At 62.0% G+C, this 18,253-nt stretch carries 17 protein-coding genes; 3 read left to right on the forward strand and 14 right to left on the reverse strand.

Features of this window, described 5'->3' with window-relative positions; all coding sequences use genetic code 11:
• Positions 1-159: 159 nt before the first annotated feature.
• From AB8A33_RS13825 to AB8A33_RS13855, 7 genes are all read right to left on the reverse strand, one after another.
• A complete protein-coding gene (locus tag AB8A33_RS13825; protein WP_439093281.1) occupies positions 160-588 on the reverse strand; it encodes a hypothetical protein in 429 nt (142 codons plus the stop codon).
• Positions 589-610: 22 nt separating this feature from the next.
• Positions 611-1,972 carry a pyruvate dehydrogenase complex dihydrolipoamide acetyltransferase gene (locus AB8A33_RS13830; RefSeq protein ID WP_439093282.1) on the reverse strand — a complete coding sequence of 454 codons (1,362 nt, stop codon included), beginning with the start codon at positions 1,970-1,972 and terminating at the stop codon, positions 611-613.
• A 2-nt stretch (positions 1,973-1,974) separates the two neighbouring features.
• A complete protein-coding gene (locus AB8A33_RS13835) occupies positions 1,975-2,280 on the reverse strand; it encodes a DUF5076 domain-containing protein (RefSeq protein ID WP_068730814.1) in 306 nt (101 codons plus the stop codon).
• 3 nt (positions 2,281-2,283) lie between these two features.
• Positions 2,284-3,684, reverse strand: coding sequence for a pyruvate dehydrogenase complex E1 component subunit beta (locus tag AB8A33_RS13840; RefSeq protein ID WP_439093283.1), 1,401 nt, complete (start codon positions 3,682-3,684; stop codon positions 2,284-2,286).
• 32 nt (positions 3,685-3,716) lie between these two features.
• Positions 3,717-4,748: a pyruvate dehydrogenase (acetyl-transferring) E1 component subunit alpha gene (gene pdhA / locus AB8A33_RS13845; RefSeq protein ID WP_068730816.1), complete on the reverse strand. Its 1,032-nt coding sequence runs from the start codon at positions 4,746-4,748 to the stop codon at positions 3,717-3,719.
• 286 nt (positions 4,749-5,034) lie between these two features.
• A complete protein-coding gene (locus AB8A33_RS13850) occupies positions 5,035-5,352 on the reverse strand; it encodes an FtsB family cell division protein (RefSeq protein ID WP_439093284.1) in 318 nt (105 codons plus the stop codon).
• 67 nt (positions 5,353-5,419) lie between these two features.
• The gene (locus AB8A33_RS13855) at positions 5,420-5,974 is read right to left on the reverse strand and encodes an NADPH-dependent FMN reductase (RefSeq protein WP_439093285.1); all 555 of its coding nucleotides are present in this window, start codon (positions 5,972-5,974) and stop codon (positions 5,420-5,422) included.
• Between the two features lie 325 nt (positions 5,975-6,299).
• On the opposite strand from AB8A33_RS13855, the gene AB8A33_RS13860 reads away from it, so the two are divergent.
• Positions 6,300-8,051, forward strand: coding sequence for a caspase family protein (locus AB8A33_RS13860; RefSeq protein WP_439093286.1), 1,752 nt, complete (start codon positions 6,300-6,302; stop codon positions 8,049-8,051).
• A 96-nt stretch (positions 8,052-8,147) separates the two neighbouring features.
• On the opposite strand, the gene fabA is transcribed toward AB8A33_RS13860, so the two are convergent.
• From fabA to AB8A33_RS13885, 5 genes are all read right to left on the reverse strand, one after another.
• A complete protein-coding gene (gene fabA / locus AB8A33_RS13865) occupies positions 8,148-8,678 on the reverse strand; it encodes a bifunctional 3-hydroxydecanoyl-ACP dehydratase/trans-2-decenoyl-ACP isomerase (RefSeq protein WP_439093287.1) in 531 nt (176 codons plus the stop codon).
• 168 nt (positions 8,679-8,846) lie between these two features.
• A complete protein-coding gene (locus AB8A33_RS13870; RefSeq protein WP_439093288.1) occupies positions 8,847-10,088 on the reverse strand; it encodes an MFS transporter in 1,242 nt (413 codons plus the stop codon).
• The gene (locus tag AB8A33_RS13875; protein ID WP_439093289.1) at positions 10,085-11,221 is read right to left on the reverse strand and encodes a zinc-binding dehydrogenase; all 1,137 of its coding nucleotides are present in this window, start codon (positions 11,219-11,221) and stop codon (positions 10,085-10,087) included. The genes AB8A33_RS13870 and AB8A33_RS13875 overlap by 4 nt, the downstream gene beginning before the upstream one ends.
• Positions 11,222-11,261: 40 nt before the next feature.
• Entirely contained in the window at positions 11,262-11,849 is a 588-nt protein-coding gene (locus AB8A33_RS13880; RefSeq protein WP_439093290.1) for a protein-S-isoprenylcysteine O-methyltransferase, read from the reverse strand.
• 18 nt (positions 11,850-11,867) lie between these two features.
• The gene (locus tag AB8A33_RS13885) at positions 11,868-13,118 is read right to left on the reverse strand and encodes a hypothetical protein (RefSeq protein WP_439093291.1); all 1,251 of its coding nucleotides are present in this window, start codon (positions 13,116-13,118) and stop codon (positions 11,868-11,870) included.
• Between the two features lie 244 nt (positions 13,119-13,362).
• On the opposite strand from AB8A33_RS13885, the gene AB8A33_RS13890 reads away from it, so the two are divergent.
• Complete coding sequence (locus AB8A33_RS13890) at positions 13,363-14,043, forward strand: hypothetical protein (RefSeq protein WP_439093292.1); 681 nt, start codon at positions 13,363-13,365, stop codon at positions 14,041-14,043.
• A gap of 76 nt (positions 14,044-14,119) precedes the next feature.
• Here AB8A33_RS13890 and AB8A33_RS13895 read toward each other — a convergent pair whose 3' ends face one another.
• Positions 14,120-16,126, reverse strand: coding sequence for a glycoside hydrolase family 113 (locus AB8A33_RS13895; RefSeq protein ID WP_439093293.1), 2,007 nt, complete (start codon positions 16,124-16,126; stop codon positions 14,120-14,122).
• A 211-nt stretch (positions 16,127-16,337) separates the two neighbouring features.
• Complete coding sequence (gene eno, locus AB8A33_RS13900) at positions 16,338-17,621, reverse strand: phosphopyruvate hydratase (RefSeq protein ID WP_439093294.1); 1,284 nt, start codon at positions 17,619-17,621, stop codon at positions 16,338-16,340.
• A 128-nt stretch (positions 17,622-17,749) separates the two neighbouring features.
• Between eno and queF the strand changes: the two genes are divergently transcribed.
• Entirely contained in the window at positions 17,750-18,229 is a 480-nt protein-coding gene (gene queF, locus AB8A33_RS13905; protein ID WP_439093295.1) for a preQ(1) synthase, read from the forward strand.
• Positions 18,230-18,253 lie beyond the last annotated feature (24 nt).

Consider the following 18,253-nt stretch of genomic DNA (forward strand, 5'->3'; position numbering starts at 1 on the left):
AGAGTGCGGATATCGCAGCAAAAACGAGCGGCTGCCAGAGATTACGCGACAGCTGCTCTCCTGAGATAAACGCAGCATGAAGAATGTCGAGGCCGAACGGGTTCAGCCCGAGGATTGCCGTAAGCAGGATGGTAAACCATGGCCAGCGCGACGGTCCTCTCATGCAAGAGCCAGATCATTTTCGCGCAGGCGCAGATACCGCCGGATGAAAAGCCACTGCACCACGACGACAATCCAATAGGACACCGACATCTGCGACGCATCGACTAGATCGCTCGCTCCTGTCGTTCGTCCCGCCATGATGTCCGAGCCGACTCCGGAAAGGACGACAAACACGGCGACCAGAACAAGGACAAGCATCGCGAGCTTCAAAGCGTTTTCCCGCTTTTTCCCGATCGCTGCGATTCCCAGCCCGATCATAGCAATCAGCACATAGGCGGGCACAAACAGCATTCGATAGACTTCGCCAAGACCACACCCTGCCTTGTCGCTGAAACACGGCATCACGGCAGAACCGATGGATGTCACGACAAATCCGCAAATCAGGGAGACGAAGCCTGCGAGCAAGACTATCCCGAACAGCTTCATCGGATCACCTCACGATGCCGCGTTACACCACCATCATCACGGGATTTTCGATCAGCTTCTTGAACGCTGTGATCAGTTCGGCGCCGAGCGCACCATCGATGGCGCGATGGTCGCAGGACAGGGTCACGCTCATGATGGTCGCCGCGACGATCTGGCCGTTGCGGACAACAGCCCGCTCCTCGCCGACACCGACCGCGAGGATCGAGGACTGCGGCGGGTTGATCACCGCGGTGAAATCCTTGATGCCGAACATGCCGAGATTGGACACCGATGACGCGCCGCCCTGGTATTCGTTGGGCTTGAGCTTCTTGGCCTTGGCGCGCGCGGCAAGCTCCTTCATCTCGTTGGAGATTGCCGAGATCGTCTTGATCTCGGCCTGGCGAATGATCGGCGTGATCAGGCCGAACGGCAGCGCCACTGCGACGCCGATGTCCGAATGCTTGTGACGGAGCATCGCTGCTTCCGTCCACGACACGTTTGCTTCCGGAATTTTCTGCAGCGCGATGGCCATCGCCTTAATGACGAAATCGTTGACCGAGAGCTTGTAGAGCGGCTTGCCATCCGCGTTCTTGCCGGCCGCGGCGTTGATCTCCTCGCGCGCGGCGCTGAGTTTGCCGAGATCGCAATCGACCGTGAGATAGAAGGTCGGCATCGAGTTGGTCGCGGCGGTGAGTCGCTGCGCAATCGTACGGCGCATCGAGTCATGCGGCACGCTCTCGTAAGCGCCCTGCTCGTACAGCCCGAGAATTTGCTGATCGGACATTGCAGGCGCACCGATCCCCCCAGTTGCACCTGCGGGAGCACCGGTAGCCGCGGCTGGTGCCTTTAGGCCACCACCAGACTTCGCCTTCTCGACATCCGCGGCGACCACGCGACCATGCGGACCCGAGCCGTTGATGCGGCCGAGTTCGATGCCGGCATCCTTGGCGAGACGACGCGCTAGCGGTGACGAGAATACGCGCGCGCCATTGCTCTGTGCAGCGGCGGGCTGCGGCGTCGGCGCAGCGGCCGGTGCTTTCGCTGCGGAAGCAGCAGCCGGCGCAGGTGCAGCGGCGGCAGGCTTCGGTGCGGGAGCCGCGGCAGCGGGCGCGGGCTTCGGCTTGTCGGCCCCTGCCGTCGAACCTGCAGCCTTCACGTCCTCGCCGTCGGCGGCGAGCACCGCGATGACGGCGTTCACAGCAACATCCTGCGTACCTTCCGCCACCAGAATCTTGGCGATGGTGCCTTCGTCGACGGCTTCGACTTCCATCGTCGCTTTGTCGGTCTCGATCTCCGCGATCACATCGCCGGACTTGACCTTGTCGCCCTCTTTCTTGAGCCACTTGGCAAGGTTGCCCTTTTCCATGGTGGGCGACAGCGCAGGCATCAGAATGTTGATTGGCATTGTCAGTGACCTTGTTGCGACCGCGGCGTGGTGTTGCCCATGTCAGTCGGACGCGCGATTTCAGCTTCGAACATTTCGACGATGCGGTTCAGCGCCTCGTCCTCGGAATAATTGGCCTCACGCGCATAGGCGCGTGCGGCATGGCGCGCGATGTCGACAAGCAGGAGCCCCCACATGTCGGGCTCCTCGAAGGCGCGCATGAAGGCGATGGACAGCCCGCCATCCAGCACGAATGCGCGCAACACCTCGGTGGCGTCCTCGCGATCCATGACATCCGGCGGCAGTGGCTGTTCCTTCGGACCTGCCATGGTTCACCGATAGCAAACGGCTTTGGCCGCAGCCACGACGTCGGCCACCGACGGCAGCGCCAGCTTTTCAAGATTGGCAGCATAGGGCATCGGCACGTCCTTGCCCGACACGCGCGCCACCGGCGCATCGAGATAGTCGAACGCGTGCTCCATGATGCGTGCGGCGATTTCGGCGCCCACACCCGACTGCTGCCAGCCTTCTTCCACCGTCACGGCACGCGATGTTTTCTTCACGGACTCGATGATGGTGTCGGTGTCGAGCGGACGCAGCGTGCGCAGGTCGATGACCTCCGCCTCGATGCCTTCCTTGGCGAGTTCTTCGGCAGCCTTCAGGGCATAGGTCATGCCATTCGACCACGAGATCAATGTCACATCCTTGCCGACACGTGCGACCTTGGCCTTGCCGATCGGCACGATGTAGTCGTCGAGCTTCGGCACCTCGCCGGAATGCCCATAGAGCATTTCGTTTTCGAGGAAGATCACCGGGTTCGGATCGCGGATCGCGGATTTGAGCAGGCCCTTGTAGTCGGCGGCGCTATAGGGCGCGACGACCTTCAGGCCCGGGATCTGCGAATACCACGCCGAGTAGTCCTGGCTGTGCTGGGCACCAACGCGCGCTGCAGCGCCGTTCGGGCCGCGAAACACGATCTGACAGGTCATCTGGCCGCCGGACATGTAGAGCGTCTTGGCGGCGGAGTTGATGATCTGGTCGATCGCCTGCATGGCGAAGTTGAAGGTCATGAATTCGACGATCGGCTTCAGGCCGGACATCGCCGCGCCGACGCCAACGCCGGCGAAACCGTGCTCGGTGATCGGCGTGTCGATGACACGGCGTGCGCCGAATTCCTGCAGCAGGTTCTGGGTGACTTTGTACGCGCCCTGATATTCGGCGACTTCCTCGCCCATGATGAAGACGTCTTCATCCCGGCGCATTTCCTCTGCCATCGCGTCGCGCAGCGCTTCGCGGATGGTCATGGTCACCATCTCGGTGCCTTCAGGAATTTCGGGATCGGGCTGGATCGAAGCCTTCGGAGCTGCCGGCGCAGTAGCCTCTTCCTTCGGAGCCGGAGCGGATTTTGCTTCCGCGGCAGGCGGCGCGGATTCTGCGGCCTTTTCTTGCTTCGCGGGGGCCGGTGCGCTCGCTGCAGCGGATGCATCTTCGCCGTCGGCGAGGATGGTCGCGATCGGCGTGTTGACCGCGACGTCGTTGGTCCCTTCCGGGATCAGGATCTTGCCGAGCGTCCCTTCATCGGTCGCTTCGACTTCCATCGTCGCCTTGTCGGTTTCGATTTCGGCGATTACGTCGCCGGACTTGATCGTGTCGCCTTCCTTCTTGAGCCATTTGGAGAGGTTGCCCTTCTCCATGGTCGGGGACAGCGCGGGCATCAGAACTTGAATGGCCATTATAACTCCAGATCGGTCTTTAAGCCGCGCGCTTAGCGGTACACATCGGTGTAAAGTTCGGATGCATCGGGCTCAGGATCCTGCTGCGCGAAATCCGCCGACGCGTTGACGATGTCACGCACCTCGGCATCGATCGCCTTGAGGTCCTGCTCGGTCACGTCAGCGGCCAGCAGACGGTTGCGCACCTGCTCGATCGGGTCCTGATCATGGCGAACCTTGTCCACTTCCTCACGGGTACGATACTTGGCCGGATCGGACATCGAGTGGCCCCGATAGCGATAGGTCTGCATTTCCAGAATGAACGGACCCTTGCCGGCGCGGCACCAGGCGACCGCGCGGTCACCGGCGGCCTTCACGGCGCGGACATCCATGCCGTCGACCTGCTCACCCGGAATGTTGAAGGAGATGCCGCGCTTGGAGAAATCGGTCTGAGCCGAGGAGCGCGTCACCGAGGTACCCATGGCGTAGCGGTTGTTCTCGATGATGTAGATCACCGGGAGCTTCCACAGCTCGGCCATGTTGAAGCTCTCATAGACTTGGCCCTGGTTCGACGCACCGTCGCCGAAGTAAGCGAGGCTGACGAGATCATTGCCGCGATAACGGTTGGCAAAAGCGAGACCCGTTCCGAGCGACACCTGCGCGCCGACGATGCCATGGCCGCCGTAGAAGTTCTTCTCGCGGCTGAACATGTGCATGGAGCCACCCTTGCCCTTGGAGTAGCCGCCCTTGCGCCCCGTCAGCTCGGCCATGACGCCCTTGGCGTCCATGCCACAGGCCAGCATGTGGCCGTGGTCGCGATAGCCGGTGATGACCTGATCGCCGTCCTTCAATGCCATCTGCATGCCAACGACAATGGCTTCCTGGCCGATATAGAGATGGCAGAAACCGCCGATCGCGCCCATGCCGTAGAGCTGGCCAGCCTTCTCCTCGAAGCGTCGGATCAGCAGCATGTCGCGAAGCGCGTGCATCTCCTGATCGCGGGTGAAATCTGGCGGCGATGACGGGGTTGCGCCATTGCTCGTTGCCTGCCCTGCGGGAGCGACGCTTTTCTTCGGTGCGGCCATGAAAATTCCGGATGCGAGAGTGAATGGCCCTTCCTACTCCAAGTGCTTGCGCCATGAAAGGGATTGCGTCGCGCGGAATGCCACACTGTTGTTTCGCACTGCAGCGAAGGTGTGAAACTTTCGAAATCGAATTGAAGCGGTTTTGTAATTTGAGGAATGGAAGTGCGTATAGTGGTCATGCCATCGTCACGACGCACAGGCACGAGCGATCCATAGCTTTGATGCAAAGCTGTGTTGCTTCATGCGAGGACGACTCGCCGTACTGAAGCAAGCTGAAGAATGAATCTCAGTTTGGTTTGATGACCTTCACGAGGTCGCGCGGATGCGCGTAGTCGAGCTGGTAGCGCGCGCGCTCGTCGAGCATGTCGGGATCGAGTCCGGCAGACCGCAGCAGCGCCACGCGCTGCTCGGCCTTGGTGCGTTCCTTCTTTAACTGCACCAGTTCGGAGGTCAGCGCGACAATCTCCTGATCGAGCTCCTGGCGCGCGTTGAGACCATATTTGCCGGTATAGGCATTAACCCCGAAATAGCTGATCATCATCGCAGCCAGTGCATAGAGCACGAGCCCGGTGAGGACCGATTTGAGGCGGGTATGCTTGACCATGCCTGAAAATGCGACGGCCCGGTTAAGGCGAACCTAACAACCGGGCCGCAACCTGAATTTGCGCGGCTTATTTCTTCAGCTTTTCGACCCAGGCGGCGAAGGCGTCGATATAGGCCTGCAGCACCGGACGGATGGATTCCTTGACGATCTCGCCCTTGTCGTCGAACGCGTCGGCGATCGCATTGAGGTAAATCTCAGGCTGCCCCATGATTGGGCCAACGATGCCCGGCAGAACCTGGCGCAGGTTCATGACGGCGGAAACGCCGCCGCCGGGGCCCGGCGCGTTGCCGACGATGCCAATCGGCTTGCCGAGGAAGCAGCTCTTGCCGAACGGACGGGAGCCGACGTCGATGGCGTTCTTGAGCACGCCAGAGGTGCCGCGGTTGTATTCCGGCGTGACAAAGATCACAGCGTCGGAGGCGTGAATGGTGTCACGGAACTTGACCCAATCGGCCGGCGGCGTGGCTTCCAGGTCCTGATTGAAGAATGACAGGTCGTGCAGCGTGATGACGTTCAGCTTCAGCGACGACGGCGCCAGCTTGGCGAATGCATTCGCAACCTTGAGTGAGAATGACTGTTTGCGGAGGCTGCCGACAATGACGGCAACGCTGTAGGTGGCCATGAGATATCCCCTGAATAACTGCTTCCAAAAAGCGCGGAGCGCATCTGGAACCTGTCACCTATCCCGACAAAAGATGCAAGTGCATGGATTGCTTTTGACTGCCGCAATCGGGCCAGACCGGCACGTCCGCCTCGCCCGCCAAAACACATCTTCGTTATGCTAATATCGCTCAAATGGATGACGCGCGCAGCGCCGCTGCGATCGAACCAGCGGAGAGTACTGCGCGACAAACCACGTAAGACAAACCACGCACGCCAGTCCCGACTGATCTGCGACGTCTGGCCAGGCTGCTCGAATTCGACCGTCGCAATATGCGGGGCTTCCGATGCGCAACCTTGGTCTTGTGGCTTCCGTAGTCTTCGCGTTGAGCTTGCTCAATCAGTCGGCCTTCGCCGACAAACGCGTCGCACTGGTGATCGGCAACTCGGCCTACCAGAACGTGATCAAGCTCGCCAATCCGGCCAACGACGCCGCGGCGATGACCGAAACCTTGAAGACCGCGAATTTCGACATTGTCGAAGCCCGACGGGACCTGAAGGCAACCGAGATGCGCCGGGCCTTGCGCGATTTCGCGGACAAGGCGCGCGATGCGGACGTGGCGCTGGTCTATTTCGCCGGCCACGGCATCGAGGTTGATGGCACCAATTACCTGATCCCGACCGACGCACTGCTGGAACGCGACACCGACGTCTATGACGAGGCGTTCTCGCTGGAGCGCATCCTCGTGACCATCGAGCCAGCCAGGAAGCTGCGGCTGGTGATCCTCGATGCCTGCCGCGACAATCCCTTCGTCAAGAACATGAAGCGCACAACCGCGTCGCGTGCGATCCCCCGCGGCCTCGCCAAGGTGGAACCGGCCAGCCCCAATACGCTGATCGCCTATTCGGCCAAGGCCGGCTCGACGGCGCTGGATGGCGACAGCAAGAACAGCCCGTTTACGGCCGCGCTCGTTCGCCATATCGCGACGCCCGGCCTCGACTTGCGCAAGGCCTTCGGCTTCGTCCGCGATGACGTCATGAAGAACACCAGCAACCGCCAGGAACCCTATGTCTACGGTTCGCTCGGCGGCGATGACGTGCCGCTGGTTCCGGTGGTTGCCGCCGCTACGTCGCCCGCTGTCAGTGCCCAGGTCGAAACCCGCCGCGATTACGAACTGGCGCTGCAACTGGCGACCCGAGACGGCTGGAACGCGTTCCTGACCCAGCACCCCGACGGCTTCTACGCGTCGCTGGCAAAATCCCAACTGGCCAAGCTCGCCGCCGAGGACGCCCATTCCGCCGCCGCAGAGAAAGCCCGTCTCGCCACTGAAGAGAAGGCCCGTCTGGCTTCCGAAGGCGCCAGGAAGGCCGAACAGACCAAGGCAGCGGCCGATGCCAAGGCCGCCGAGGAGGCCCGGATCGCCGCCGAGAAACTCAAGACTGCCGAGCAGGAACGCGCCGCTGCCGGCGAGCGCGCCCGTGCGGCAGCCGAAGCCAGGGTCGATGCCGGCAAGCCGGACACGCCTGCCGCCGGACCGCAGTTGGCGACACTCCCTGCCCCCACGGCCGATGTGTCACGAACACCCGCGCCAGCCGATCTTCCCCGTCAGGTCCAGATCGAACTTCAGCGGGTGGGCTGCCTGCAGGGATCGGTCGATGACACATGGACTGCGGCTTCCCGCAAGTCGCTCGAGCGCTTCAATCGCCACGCGTCGACCAAATTCGATGCCAAGGCGGCCAGCACCGATGCGCTCGAGACGATCAAGGCCAAATCTGCACGGGTCTGCCCGCTGCTCTGTGCGCATGGTTCGGAGGCGAACGGCGACCGCTGCGTGAAAATCGTATGCCGCGCCGGCACCTTCCTGAATGACGACAATGAATGCGAGAAGAAGCGCAGCCGCAACGAGGCCAAACGAAACGTGCCGCGCCGCGAGCGCGATGAGCTTGATCGCCCGCAGGTCCAGGCCCGCGCGCCGCGCGCGCAGCCGTCCGGCCAGATCGTCTGCGACAATGCCGGCTGCCGTCCTGTGCGTCCCGGCTGCCGGCTGGTGTCGCGCGACATGCGGATTGGGCTCACCAATGTCGAGGTGTGCAACTGAGCAAGTAGCCTAGATAGTCGCAACGACATCCCGCTCGGCGAGGATATAAACAGGAGAGAATCCCGGATATCGCCTAACTCATCCGGCTACGGCTGCTCAGTCTGCAGACGTAACCAAGCTCACTCTCATATCCTTAGCCGCGTAGACGCAGACGTCATCGGCAAACACGCGACCATTCGCAATTCCGAGAGTTAGTTTGCCGCGCCTCACCTGGCGCATGTCGACCTCATAGCGCGCGGAACGGGTCTTCGGCGTGACGTGTCCGCTGAACGCCACCTCGCCAACGCCGATAGCGCGGCCTTTGCCAGGCGAGCCAGACCACCCGAGCCAGTAGCCGATCATTTGCCACATAGCATCAAGACCCAAGGATGCCGGCATCACAGGGTCACCCGGAAAGTGGGTCGCAAAGAACCATAGGTCTGGGGTGATATCCAGCTCCGCGACGATCTGGCCCTTTCGGAATTCGCCGCCGTCTCTGCTCATCGCCGTGATGCGGTCCATCATAAGCATTGGCGGTGCCGGCAATTGCGCGTTCCCTGGGCCAAAATAGCCGCCCTCGCTCGATCTGAGCAGATCGCCCTTGGTGTAGGACGGTTGCGGCGTGTGAAACGCGTGCGGGTCGGACAAGACAGAGACCTCTAGCGTAGGTAGGAGACAACTGAACATCAGGCAGATTTGCGGAAGTTGCATAGTTCAATACCCGCACGCACGGGTCAAGACGAATGCAGGCGAGGAATGGGCGGAGTAATTCGTCTCCCTGATAAGCGCAGCAAGATCCAGGCTATTGCTGAACCGCTACTCCAGCCGCTCGACATTGCGCAGCGTCGGAAACAGCCGCATCCAGAGCAGCGCGATGGCGACAGTGCCAAGGCCGCCGATCAGGGCAGCAGGTACAGTGCCGAACAGCGCCGCGGTGACGCCGCTCTCGAACTGGCCGAGCTGGTTTGAGGTATTGATGAACAGATAGTTCACCGCGCCGACCCGGCCGCGCATGTCATCGGGGGTCGCGAGCTGCACCAGCGAGAAACGGATCACAACGCTGACCGTATCGGCCGCGCCGAGTACCGCGAGCGCAGCGACCGACAACCACAGCCATTGCGACACCGCGAACACCGCTGTCGCAAGGCCGAAGATGATGACGGCCTGGAACATCCGCATGCCCACCCGGCGATTGATCGACCAGCGCGTCAGCACGATGGTCGTCAGCAGCGCGCCAACTGCCGGCGCCGCGCGCATGAGGCCGAGGCCCCACGGACCGGTCTGCAGGATATCACGCGCATAGATCGGGAGCAGCGCAGTGGCGCCGCCGAGCAGCACCGCGAACAGATCGAGCGAAATGGTGCCGAGGATCGCCGGATTGCTGCGCACGAAGCCCACGCCGGCGAACAAAGTCCGCAGCGACGGCGGATCCTTCACCGCCACCTCGCGCGCCAGTTGGATGGCGCTGTTGAGCAAACCGCCGATCAGCCAGAACGCCGCCATCAGCACATAGGGTGTCGACGGCGACAGCGCATAGGCGATGCCACCGAGCGCGGGACCGCAGATCATCGCCACCTGAAATACGCCGGTCGAGAGCGCCGTCGCCTTCTGCAGGTGGCCTTCGGGCACGACGCCCGGCAGCAGTGCCGAGCCAGCCGGGGCCTCGAAGGCCGTGGCAGCGCCGATGACTACCAGCGCCACGAAAATCTGCGGCACGGTGATCCAGCCGGCATACGTCCCCCAGGCCAGCAGCACAGCCGTCAGCCCTTGCAGCGTCTGACAGATCTGCACTACGCGGCGGCGGTCATAGCGATCGGCGATATGGCCCGCGACGAAGACCAGCGCCAGCATCGGCACGAATTGCGCGAGGCCGACCATGCCGAGCTGGAACGCACTACCAGTCAGATCGTAGATCTGCCAGCCGACCGCGACAGCGGCGATCTGCGACGCGAAGCGCGAGAAGCTGCGCGATACCATGTAGTACAGATACGGCGGATGGCGTAGCAAGAGCCGCGCGCCACTCGTGACGACGCCGGCAGACTGATCGGCGAGTGTCATCCCGGCAGGTTCGGATTAATCAGATACTTCTCGCCGGTGGCGCGCTTCGCATAGGCCCGCAGATTGTCGAGCTGCAACACGCCTTCGAGCGAAATCACCTTGGTGTAGTGGCTGGCGAAGGTGGTCTTGAGTTCGGCGACCACGCGGGCGCGGAGCCTGGCTGCATCGGCCGCGCCGATCTTCTGCAGGAACGGAAACAGCAGCCAGCCGCCCATGCCCCAGGCCATGCCGGCGGGGACGAATTCGATCGGGCGTAGATCCAGCCGGCCATAGACGTGGACCTGCTTGTGGGTCGTCGAGCCATAGCGGCTGTAGACCTTCATCGCTTTGATGGCGGCGACTTCCATCGCCTGCAGGATCTGGCCCTGCAGCTTGCCGCCACCAGTGGCGTCGAAGGCCAGCGTGGCATTGGTGGCAATCAATGCGTCAGTCAGGTCTTCCACGAAACTCGGCGACGTCGAGTTGCAGACATATTTCGCGCCGATCCCGCGCAGCAGTTTCTCCTGCTCCTCGCTGCGAACAATGTTGACGAGATCGATACCGTCCTTCTGGCAGATCTTGTTGAGCATCTGGCCGAGATTGGACGCGGCGGCGGTATGCACCAGCGCCGTGTGCCCTTCCCGCTTCATGGTCTCGACCATGCCGAGCGAGGTCAGCGGATTAACGAAGCAGGATGCGCCCTCGGTGGCCGTCGTGCCCTCGGGCAGCGGCAGGCATTCCTTGGCTTTGATGACGCGATACTGCGCATACATGGCACCACCGATCATCGCTACGGTCTTGCCAAGCAGCGCCTGCGCGGCCTCGGACGATCCGGCCTTCACCACGGTGCCGGCGCCCTCGTTGCCGACGGCCATCGACTCGTCGAGACGGCCGCTCATCGCCTTCATATTGGCCTGCGGCACGGTCGCGGTGACCACCGAGGACGCGCCTGAGCCGGAAATTTTCGCACTCGCCGGATCGGCCGCGCCGAGCAGGAGACCGAGATCGGACGGATTGATCGGCGCAGCCTCGATGCGCACCACGACTTCGTCGGGGCCCGGCGCCGGGATCGCCACCTGCTGCAGCGAGATTTCAAGTTCTCCGCTGCTTTTAATGAGCGAACGCAGTTCAAGTCCGGATGTGATGTCAGTCATGGTCGTTTCCCCTCAATGTATCCGGCGGTCTGGTGCCGCGTCAGTAGATGCCCGGAATGATACGCTTGGTTTCACGCATATAGGCCCGGTAGTCGTCGCCAAATGCCTCGATCAGCATCCGCTCTTCATAATCAATGCGGGTGAAGAACAGGATCGCGATCGCGACCAATCCACCCAGCGCAGCCATGGCATTCGGCAGCAGGAACGCCTGCGCCAATGCCCACAACCAGAACGAGGCATACATCGGATGGCGGATGCTGCGATAGACGCCAGCACGCACGATCTGGTGAGCCTCGCGGATTTCCAGGCTGGCCGACCATTGCCGACCGAGATCCTTGTGCGACCGGCGAAACAGCCAGAGCGACAGCACATAGAGCGCGCCGCCGACCACGACCGCCGCATAATTCAGCTGATAGTTCAGCGCGGCCGGCCAGCCGGTCACCAGCCAGATCAGCGGTACCACGAACAGGCCGACGGCGGCGATCGCCAGCAGGATGCGTTCACGGCTCCAGCCAACCGCCCGCAACGTCGCCGTGCGGCGAGCCTTGCGCGCATAGGGGTAGCGAATGATGAACCAGGCGATCAGGCCGATCGCCCAGACATATGTTCCAAGAAGTGACGCGGTCATTGTCGTCCGATCAGGCCATCATGCGGCATTCACGGATGCCCCGGCTTGCGATTGAGAGGATGTGATCTTGGACAGCGGCATATCCAGCAGCGCGCCATCCGCGCCGAAGCGTTTGAGACCGCCTTCGCCCGCGGTGATCTCTTCAAACGGCAGAGGACCGCAGATCACCATGCAATAGTCGTAGGGCGCGCGGCACTGATTGCCCATCACCATCTGATAATGGATGCGCATGAAGCTGAAGCGATAGCGCTTGAACTGCTCCATGCCCATCATGGCGTGCATCTGGACACGGCGGATGTTCGGCCTGCCCTCGTCGCGATCGCGGCTGCGGCGTTTCAAGGTCACCGGATCGAAGCGGTAGAAACTGATGACGTCGTCGCGGGCATGATATTCGGTCCAGCGGATCGCCGGCGTATCTGCAACCAGTTGTGTTGCCTCGCGCACGCTCTTGCCAGCGGGATGCAGCGAAAATTTCGGGATGGTCGCGCTCACCGTCATCACGCAGATGGTAGGGCCGTGTTTGGTGAGATCCGGGTCGAGCGCGAGTGCGCGGGCTACCGCCTCCATCACCAGCGCCGCGCCGAGGCAATGGCCGACGATCACGATCTCGTCGACATTGGCCTTCTGTGCGCGTGCCACGATCACCCTGGCGAATTCATCGACGCGCGCCTTCATCTTCGGCCGTTGGCCATGGACATATTGCCGCGAAAAGATCCAGTCGTCGAACACGTGATTGATCGGCTTGCGCCAGCCGTAGTGGTGCAACAGCGCCGTGAAGACGGCGGCGGCGGCAATCGCGCCGGCGATCCATGCGGCCGCTCCAGTCATGCCGAGCAGCCAGGTCAGCCCATACCCCACCGCCGCGCCCCCCGCGGCGAAGCCGGCGATCCACAGATAGGAGAACAGGAAGAAGCCGGCATATTTCCAGCTCGCATGGAAGAAGCGGAACAGGGTTCCCGTCACCAGCCAGTCGCCCAGCGTGACAAAGGCGGCGCCCAATCGCGACAGCATGCCCCGGGTGTGATCCTGCAGGATCAGGTCATCCCAGCGCAGCATCTCGTAGGTGGTTTCGGTCTTCCAGTTCGGCCCTGAGGCTTCGGCCCGCCAGGATGCGCTCACATCCGTAGCGTCAAGCACGCCGGACGCATGCGCAGACACGCTCCACGTCTTCTCGAAACTCGACAGCGAACGGCGGAACCGCTCGACCTGCGTTTCCGGCAGAATCGGGTCGTAGCCACCGATGTGGAAGACATGTCGCCGCGCGATCATCGTCCGTCGCTCCCGAGTGCATCACGCACCGTTCTGATCCGGTGCATAGCAAATTCGCCTGCGCCGACAAACCTGCCTATGCCCAAAACAGAAGCGTCCGGCAGGATTTTGTCGCCCGCAGGTCACACCGCCGCCCTTTCGCAACTGCCCCCATCACAATTCCGGGAATCGGGGCAGGACTGTGATTGACGGCAGGGCGTTATGTCTGAACATGTCGCGGGTTTTTCCGAAGAAAGAAAGCACTATGTCGATGATTACCATGGGCTTGAAGCGGCTGTCGTGGGCCTCCCCGGCGGCCGTTTTGCTGATTCTGTCGTCGCTCTTTGTTGGCTCGCTCGCCAGTTCCGGCGATGCCGATGCCGCACCCGGCCGTCGTCCCGGCCATGTCTATCTCTATCGTGGCCTCATGAACGTGTTCTCGCTCGGCATGGACCAGCTTGCTTATAAGCTCGAGGCTGCTGGCGTCGCCTCCTCGGTCAGCAATCATACGCTGTGGAGCGGTCAGGCGGACGACATGATCGCCAGGTACAAGGCCGGTAACCGCGAACCGATCATCCTGATGGGCCATTCGGCCGGCGCCGATGCGACCATTTCGGTCGCCCGCAAGCTTGCGCAATACAATGTTCCGGTGGCGTTGATCGTGAACTTCGATCCGGTGGCACCCGATGCCGTCCCGAACAATGTGAAGCAGATCGTGAACTATTACGTACCCGCCGGCTGGGGACGCGCGGTGTCTGCGGATCCCCGCTTCAAAGGCAAGCTTGCCAACGTCAATGAGAACGCCACCACCAACCACTTCTCGATCGACAAGGACGACAGCCTGCAGCGCCAGGCGATCGCCCGGGTGCTCGCCGTCACCGGCGGCGGCATCCGCCGCAAGCCGGCGGCGCCGAAGCCTGCACAGGTCTCGGCCGCTCCGCAATAATAAGCAGCAAATATCGAAACGCATTCAGCCGAGGTGATCGTCACCTCGGCTGAGTTGTTTTGGCCACCTGAAATCCTCAGACGATCAGCACGTCATGATGCGATGGAGGCGTCACCGGCGCGAGCGCGGCATCGTGAGCGCCGAGAGCATCATCGGGGGCCGGCGCGCCCGCGACGGGATGGCTGGATGCCGTCAGTATCTGAGCAAGAGCAACTTCCGCAGCGCCCTCGCTCTGCACACTGTTCTGCCCCTCCGTGTGCATGGACGTCTGACTGAAGGCAAAGTTCTCACTGCCAGCGCTGCTCGCAAGTGCCTGTTCGAGCGTATCGACGGCAATGCTGGCATTCGCGAATTTCAGAAACTCCGTATTGGTGAGATAGTCGGTACCGTCGCGGCCGGTGACGCTGTCAGTGACGATCGTCTGAGTACCACTGCGACTAATGCTGTAGTCAGCTAGATTGCCGGAGAATACCGCGGTGTCGGTGCCGTTGCCGCCATTGATGATGTCGTTGCCGGTCCCGCCTGCAATGTAGTCATCGCCGTCGCCACCGCGAACGACATCGTTGTCGGTTGAGGCACCGAAGAACCAGTCCTGATGCTTGGCCGTGTCGAACTGGATGCTGCGGACATAGAGATCGAACGAGCCGGGTGAGCTGGCATTTGTGCCGTCGGCCGGCACCAGATCGACGCCATTGATGGCGATGTCCTTGAAATGCAACGCCCGCCCGGGCTCGGAATTTGCGAGATTGATCGCAACACTGGAGATGCTGGCGGGATTGTCGAAAGTGACCGTGTAGGTCTGGTAGCCCGACGGATCGCTTGCGGGCGTGAATTCAAGCACGCCCGAAACCGGCTGGCCATTGACCAGAACCTGCGCCTGCGCGCCGATGCCGTTCACGACGGAGCCATAGCCCGTCAGCGTGATGGTGGTACTCGTGAGCTTGCCCGCAACGCCGGGGCCGGCGACGATCGTGTCATTACCGGCCCCGCCATAGATTTCGTCATGTCCGAGCCCACCGAAGATGACGTCATTGCCGCCTCCGAGATCAATCGTATCGCCGATCGACGAGCCCGTGACGGTGAGGCCCGGTATCGCCCCCGTCCCGTGGAAATACTGCGCCACCACATCCTCCGCCGGTTTGTCCATGACCGAATAGCCGGTCTCCGAAAAGAAGTTGTTGAGGTCCCACTGCCAGAACTCGACGCCCTTCAGCCAGGAGCCGCCATGCGCGCTCCAAACCTGGAAGAACGCATTATAGGCATCGGCCTGCTCGGCAAGATCCGCAGGTGCTTTCGATGATCCGCCGCCCGGATTGATCGCGGTGCCATCGATGCTGCGATAGCCGACCTCGGTCATCAGCACAGGCTTGCCGTATTCCAACGCCAGCGAGTGAAAGAAATCGACGGGCGACTGATAGTCGAATGCTTTCGCGTAATACGGATTGTACGGCACCTCATTCCAGGCGTGCACGAGATCGTCCACCGTCGGCGTCGTGCTAGCCGTCAAGGGTGGATAGGCGTTGATCCCGATCGTATCGACCTGGTCCCAGAAGCTGACCTTGGATGCTTCGTCGGTCGCCGCCGCGTAAGTGACTTCGCCATGATAGACGCCGCGCACCGCTCCGATGATATCGGTCCAGTAGCTGCGATAGGCCTCGCCCGACAGGCTGCTCATCTCATTGCCGATGGCGAAACTGGCGACATCACCCTGCTCCGCAATTTCGGCCAGATGCACGATCTCGGCCTTGTACGACGCAAAGAACGCATCGACATCCGACGGCGCCAGACTGTGCGAGATCGTGCCGTCGAGACCCGTGATACCGGGCTTGAAGACAACATCCAGCCCCGCGGCATGCGCCTTCTGAAAACCAGCGAGCAGGCTCGCATCGCTTTCGGTCTTGGCGGGCACGGCGAGCACGTCATTGCCGGTCTTGCTGTCGGTCCAGATCCGCGTCGTCAGCGCGATCGAATTCGATCCCATTGACACCATGGCCTGAAACGCCTGATCGGCCGACGTACTGGAAAACTGTCCATTCCACTCCGACAGTGCACCGAAACCTTGGACTTGAAAGATGCTGGGCATTCGCGCTCTCCATCGGCATTGCCTGGAGAAGGCTGAACCCGCAACGTGATACCTTCGCGACCGCAATGGGGTATCATGATGACGTCTACAAATTGAACCTCGTTGTCACCTTGCGCGGTCAGGGTCGTTCAATGAAAAACGCCGCTCGCTATTTCAGCGAACGGCGTTGATCGCGTAGTTCTCGCTCGGCCCGGAAGGCCGCGCCTGCGCTTTACGCGAGAGCTTTCAGTGCTGCCTTGCCGGCATATTTCGCCTGGGTGCCGAGCTGCTGCTCGATGCGCAGCAGCTGGTTGTACTTGGCGGTGCGGTCGGCGCGTGCCAGCGAACCGGTCTTGATCTGTCCGCAATTGGTGGCGACGGCGAGATCGGCAATCGTGGAGTCTTCAGTCTCACCCGAACGGTGCGACATGACTGCGGTATAGCCCGCCTTGTAGGCCATCTCGACGGCGCTCAGCGTTTCGGTCAGCGAGCCGATCTGGTTGACCTTGATCAGGATCGAATTGGCGCGGCCGTTCTTGATGCCGTCGGCAAGACGCGTGACGTTGGTGACGAACAGATCGTCGCCGACCAACTGGCACTTCGAACCGATCAGGTCGGTGAGCTGCTTCCAGCCGTCCATGTCGTCTTCCGACATGCCGTCCTCGATGGAGACGATCGGATAGTTGGCGACGAGCTGGGCGAGATACTTGGCCTGTTCGGAGATGTTGCGGGTCTTGTTCTCGCCGCCATAGACGTAAGCGCCGTCCTTGAAGAACTCGGTGGCGGCGCAGTCCATCGCCAGCATCACGTCCTTGCCGGCGCTGTAGCCAGCCTTGCCGATCGCGGCCATCACAAAATCGAGTGCCGCTTCCGCCGAACCGATATTGGGTGCGAAGCCGCCTTCGTCGCCGACATTGGTATTGTGGCCGGCCTTCTTCAACTCGCTCTTCAGCGTGTGGAAGATCTCGGCGCCGCAGCGCAGGCCTTCGGCGAAGGACGACGCGCCGACCGGCATGATCATGAATTCCTGGAAGTCGATCGGGTTGTCGGCGTGCATGCCGCCATTGATGATGTTCATCATCGGCACCGGCAGCGTGCGGGCCGAGGTACCGCCCACATAGCGATACAGCGGCATGTCGAAGGATTCCGCGGCGGCTTTCGCCGCGGCCAGCGAGACGCCGAGGATCGCATTGGCGCCGAGGCGCGACTTGTTCGGAGTGCCGTCGAGCTCGATCATGATCTCGTCGAGCTGGACCTGATTCTCGACATCCATGCCGCCGATGGCGTCGAAGATCTCGCCATTGACGGCATCGACCGCCTTCTGCACGCCCTTGCCGAGATAGCGGGACTTGTCGCCGTCGCGCAGCTCGACCGCCTCATGGGCCCCGGTGGAGGCCCCCGACGGAACCGCGGCGCGGCCCATCGACCCGTCTTCGAGGACGACGTCGACTTCAACCGTGGGATTGCCGCGGCTATCGAGAATTTCGCGGCCGATGATGTCGACGATGGCGGTCATGGGTGCCCTCTTTGTGCTGGGGGTGGGTCGTTGGCGCCGCTTCTACAGCAAGCCTCCCGGCGGGAAAACCCCGCTTGGCGTGACGGCGGGCCCGGGATTGGCTATGAACCGCCGCAACGGAGATATTTATGTCAAAAACACCCCGCAAATCCCCCAAATTGCCGGCTGACCTGCAGCTCGGCCGCGCCGTGGAATGGCCGACCTCCCCCAAGCAGGCCAAACTCGACCGGGTGCCGAACCCGCAGAAGGACACCAATTATGTGGTGCGCTTCACGGCTCCGGAATTCACCTCGCTGTGCCCGATCACCGGCCAGCCGGATTTCGCCCATCTGATGATCGACTATGTGCCCGGCCAGTGGCTGGTCGAGTCGAAGTCGCTGAAGCTGTATCTCGCCTCGTTCCGCAATCATGGCGCCTTCCATGAGGATTGCACCGTCGAGATCGGCAAGCGCGTCGCCTCCGCCATCAAGCCGAAATGGCTGCGCATCGGCGGCTACTGGTATCCGCGCGGCGGCATCCCCATCGACGTGTTCTGGCAGACTGGAACGCTGCCCAAGGGCGTGTGGCTGCCTGAGCAGGGCGTCGCGCCGTATCGCGGGCGAGGATAGCGCCTCGGCTGTCGAGGCAACCAG

The organism is Tardiphaga sp. 813_E8_N1_3, assembly GCF_051811025.1.
Taxonomy (GTDB): Bacteria; Pseudomonadota; Alphaproteobacteria; order Rhizobiales; family Xanthobacteraceae; genus Tardiphaga.

Excerpts from the sequence above, each read along its gene's own strand:
- AB8A33_RS13825 (WP_439093281.1), bottom strand. The coding sequence starts at position 588 with ATGAAGCTGTTCGGGATAGTCTTGCTCGCAGGCTTCGTCTCCCTGATT.
- AB8A33_RS13830 (WP_439093282.1), bottom strand. The coding sequence starts at position 1,972 with ATGCCAATCAACATTCTGATGCCTGCGCTGTCGCCCACCATGGAAAAG.
- AB8A33_RS13835 (WP_068730814.1), bottom strand. The coding sequence starts at position 2,280 with ATGGCAGGTCCGAAGGAACAGCCACTGCCGCCGGATGTCATGGATCGC.
- AB8A33_RS13840 (WP_439093283.1), bottom strand. The coding sequence starts at position 3,684 with ATGGCCATTCAAGTTCTGATGCCCGCGCTGTCCCCGACCATGGAGAAG.
- pdhA (WP_068730816.1), bottom strand. The coding sequence starts at position 4,748 with ATGGCCGCACCGAAGAAAAGCGTCGCTCCCGCAGGGCAGGCAACGAGC.
- AB8A33_RS13850 (WP_439093284.1), bottom strand. The coding sequence starts at position 5,352 with ATGGTCAAGCATACCCGCCTCAAATCGGTCCTCACCGGGCTCGTGCTC.
- AB8A33_RS13855 (WP_439093285.1), bottom strand. The coding sequence starts at position 5,974 with ATGGCCACCTACAGCGTTGCCGTCATTGTCGGCAGCCTCCGCAAACAG.
- AB8A33_RS13860 (WP_439093286.1), top strand. The coding sequence starts at position 6,300 with ATGCGCAACCTTGGTCTTGTGGCTTCCGTAGTCTTCGCGTTGAGCTTG.
- AB8A33_RS13870 (WP_439093288.1), bottom strand. The coding sequence starts at position 10,088 with ATGACACTCGCCGATCAGTCTGCCGGCGTCGTCACGAGTGGCGCGCGG.
- AB8A33_RS13875 (WP_439093289.1), bottom strand. The coding sequence starts at position 11,221 with ATGACTGACATCACATCCGGACTTGAACTGCGTTCGCTCATTAAAAGC.
- AB8A33_RS13880 (WP_439093290.1), bottom strand. The coding sequence starts at position 11,849 with ATGACCGCGTCACTTCTTGGAACATATGTCTGGGCGATCGGCCTGATC.
- AB8A33_RS13885 (WP_439093291.1), bottom strand. The coding sequence starts at position 13,118 with ATGATCGCGCGGCGACATGTCTTCCACATCGGTGGCTACGACCCGATT.
- AB8A33_RS13890 (WP_439093292.1), top strand. The coding sequence starts at position 13,363 with ATGTCGATGATTACCATGGGCTTGAAGCGGCTGTCGTGGGCCTCCCCG.
- AB8A33_RS13895 (WP_439093293.1), bottom strand. The coding sequence starts at position 16,126 with ATGCCCAGCATCTTTCAAGTCCAAGGTTTCGGTGCACTGTCGGAGTGG.
- eno (WP_439093294.1), bottom strand. The coding sequence starts at position 17,621 with ATGACCGCCATCGTCGACATCATCGGCCGCGAAATTCTCGATAGCCGC.
- queF (WP_439093295.1), top strand. The coding sequence starts at position 17,750 with ATGTCAAAAACACCCCGCAAATCCCCCAAATTGCCGGCTGACCTGCAG.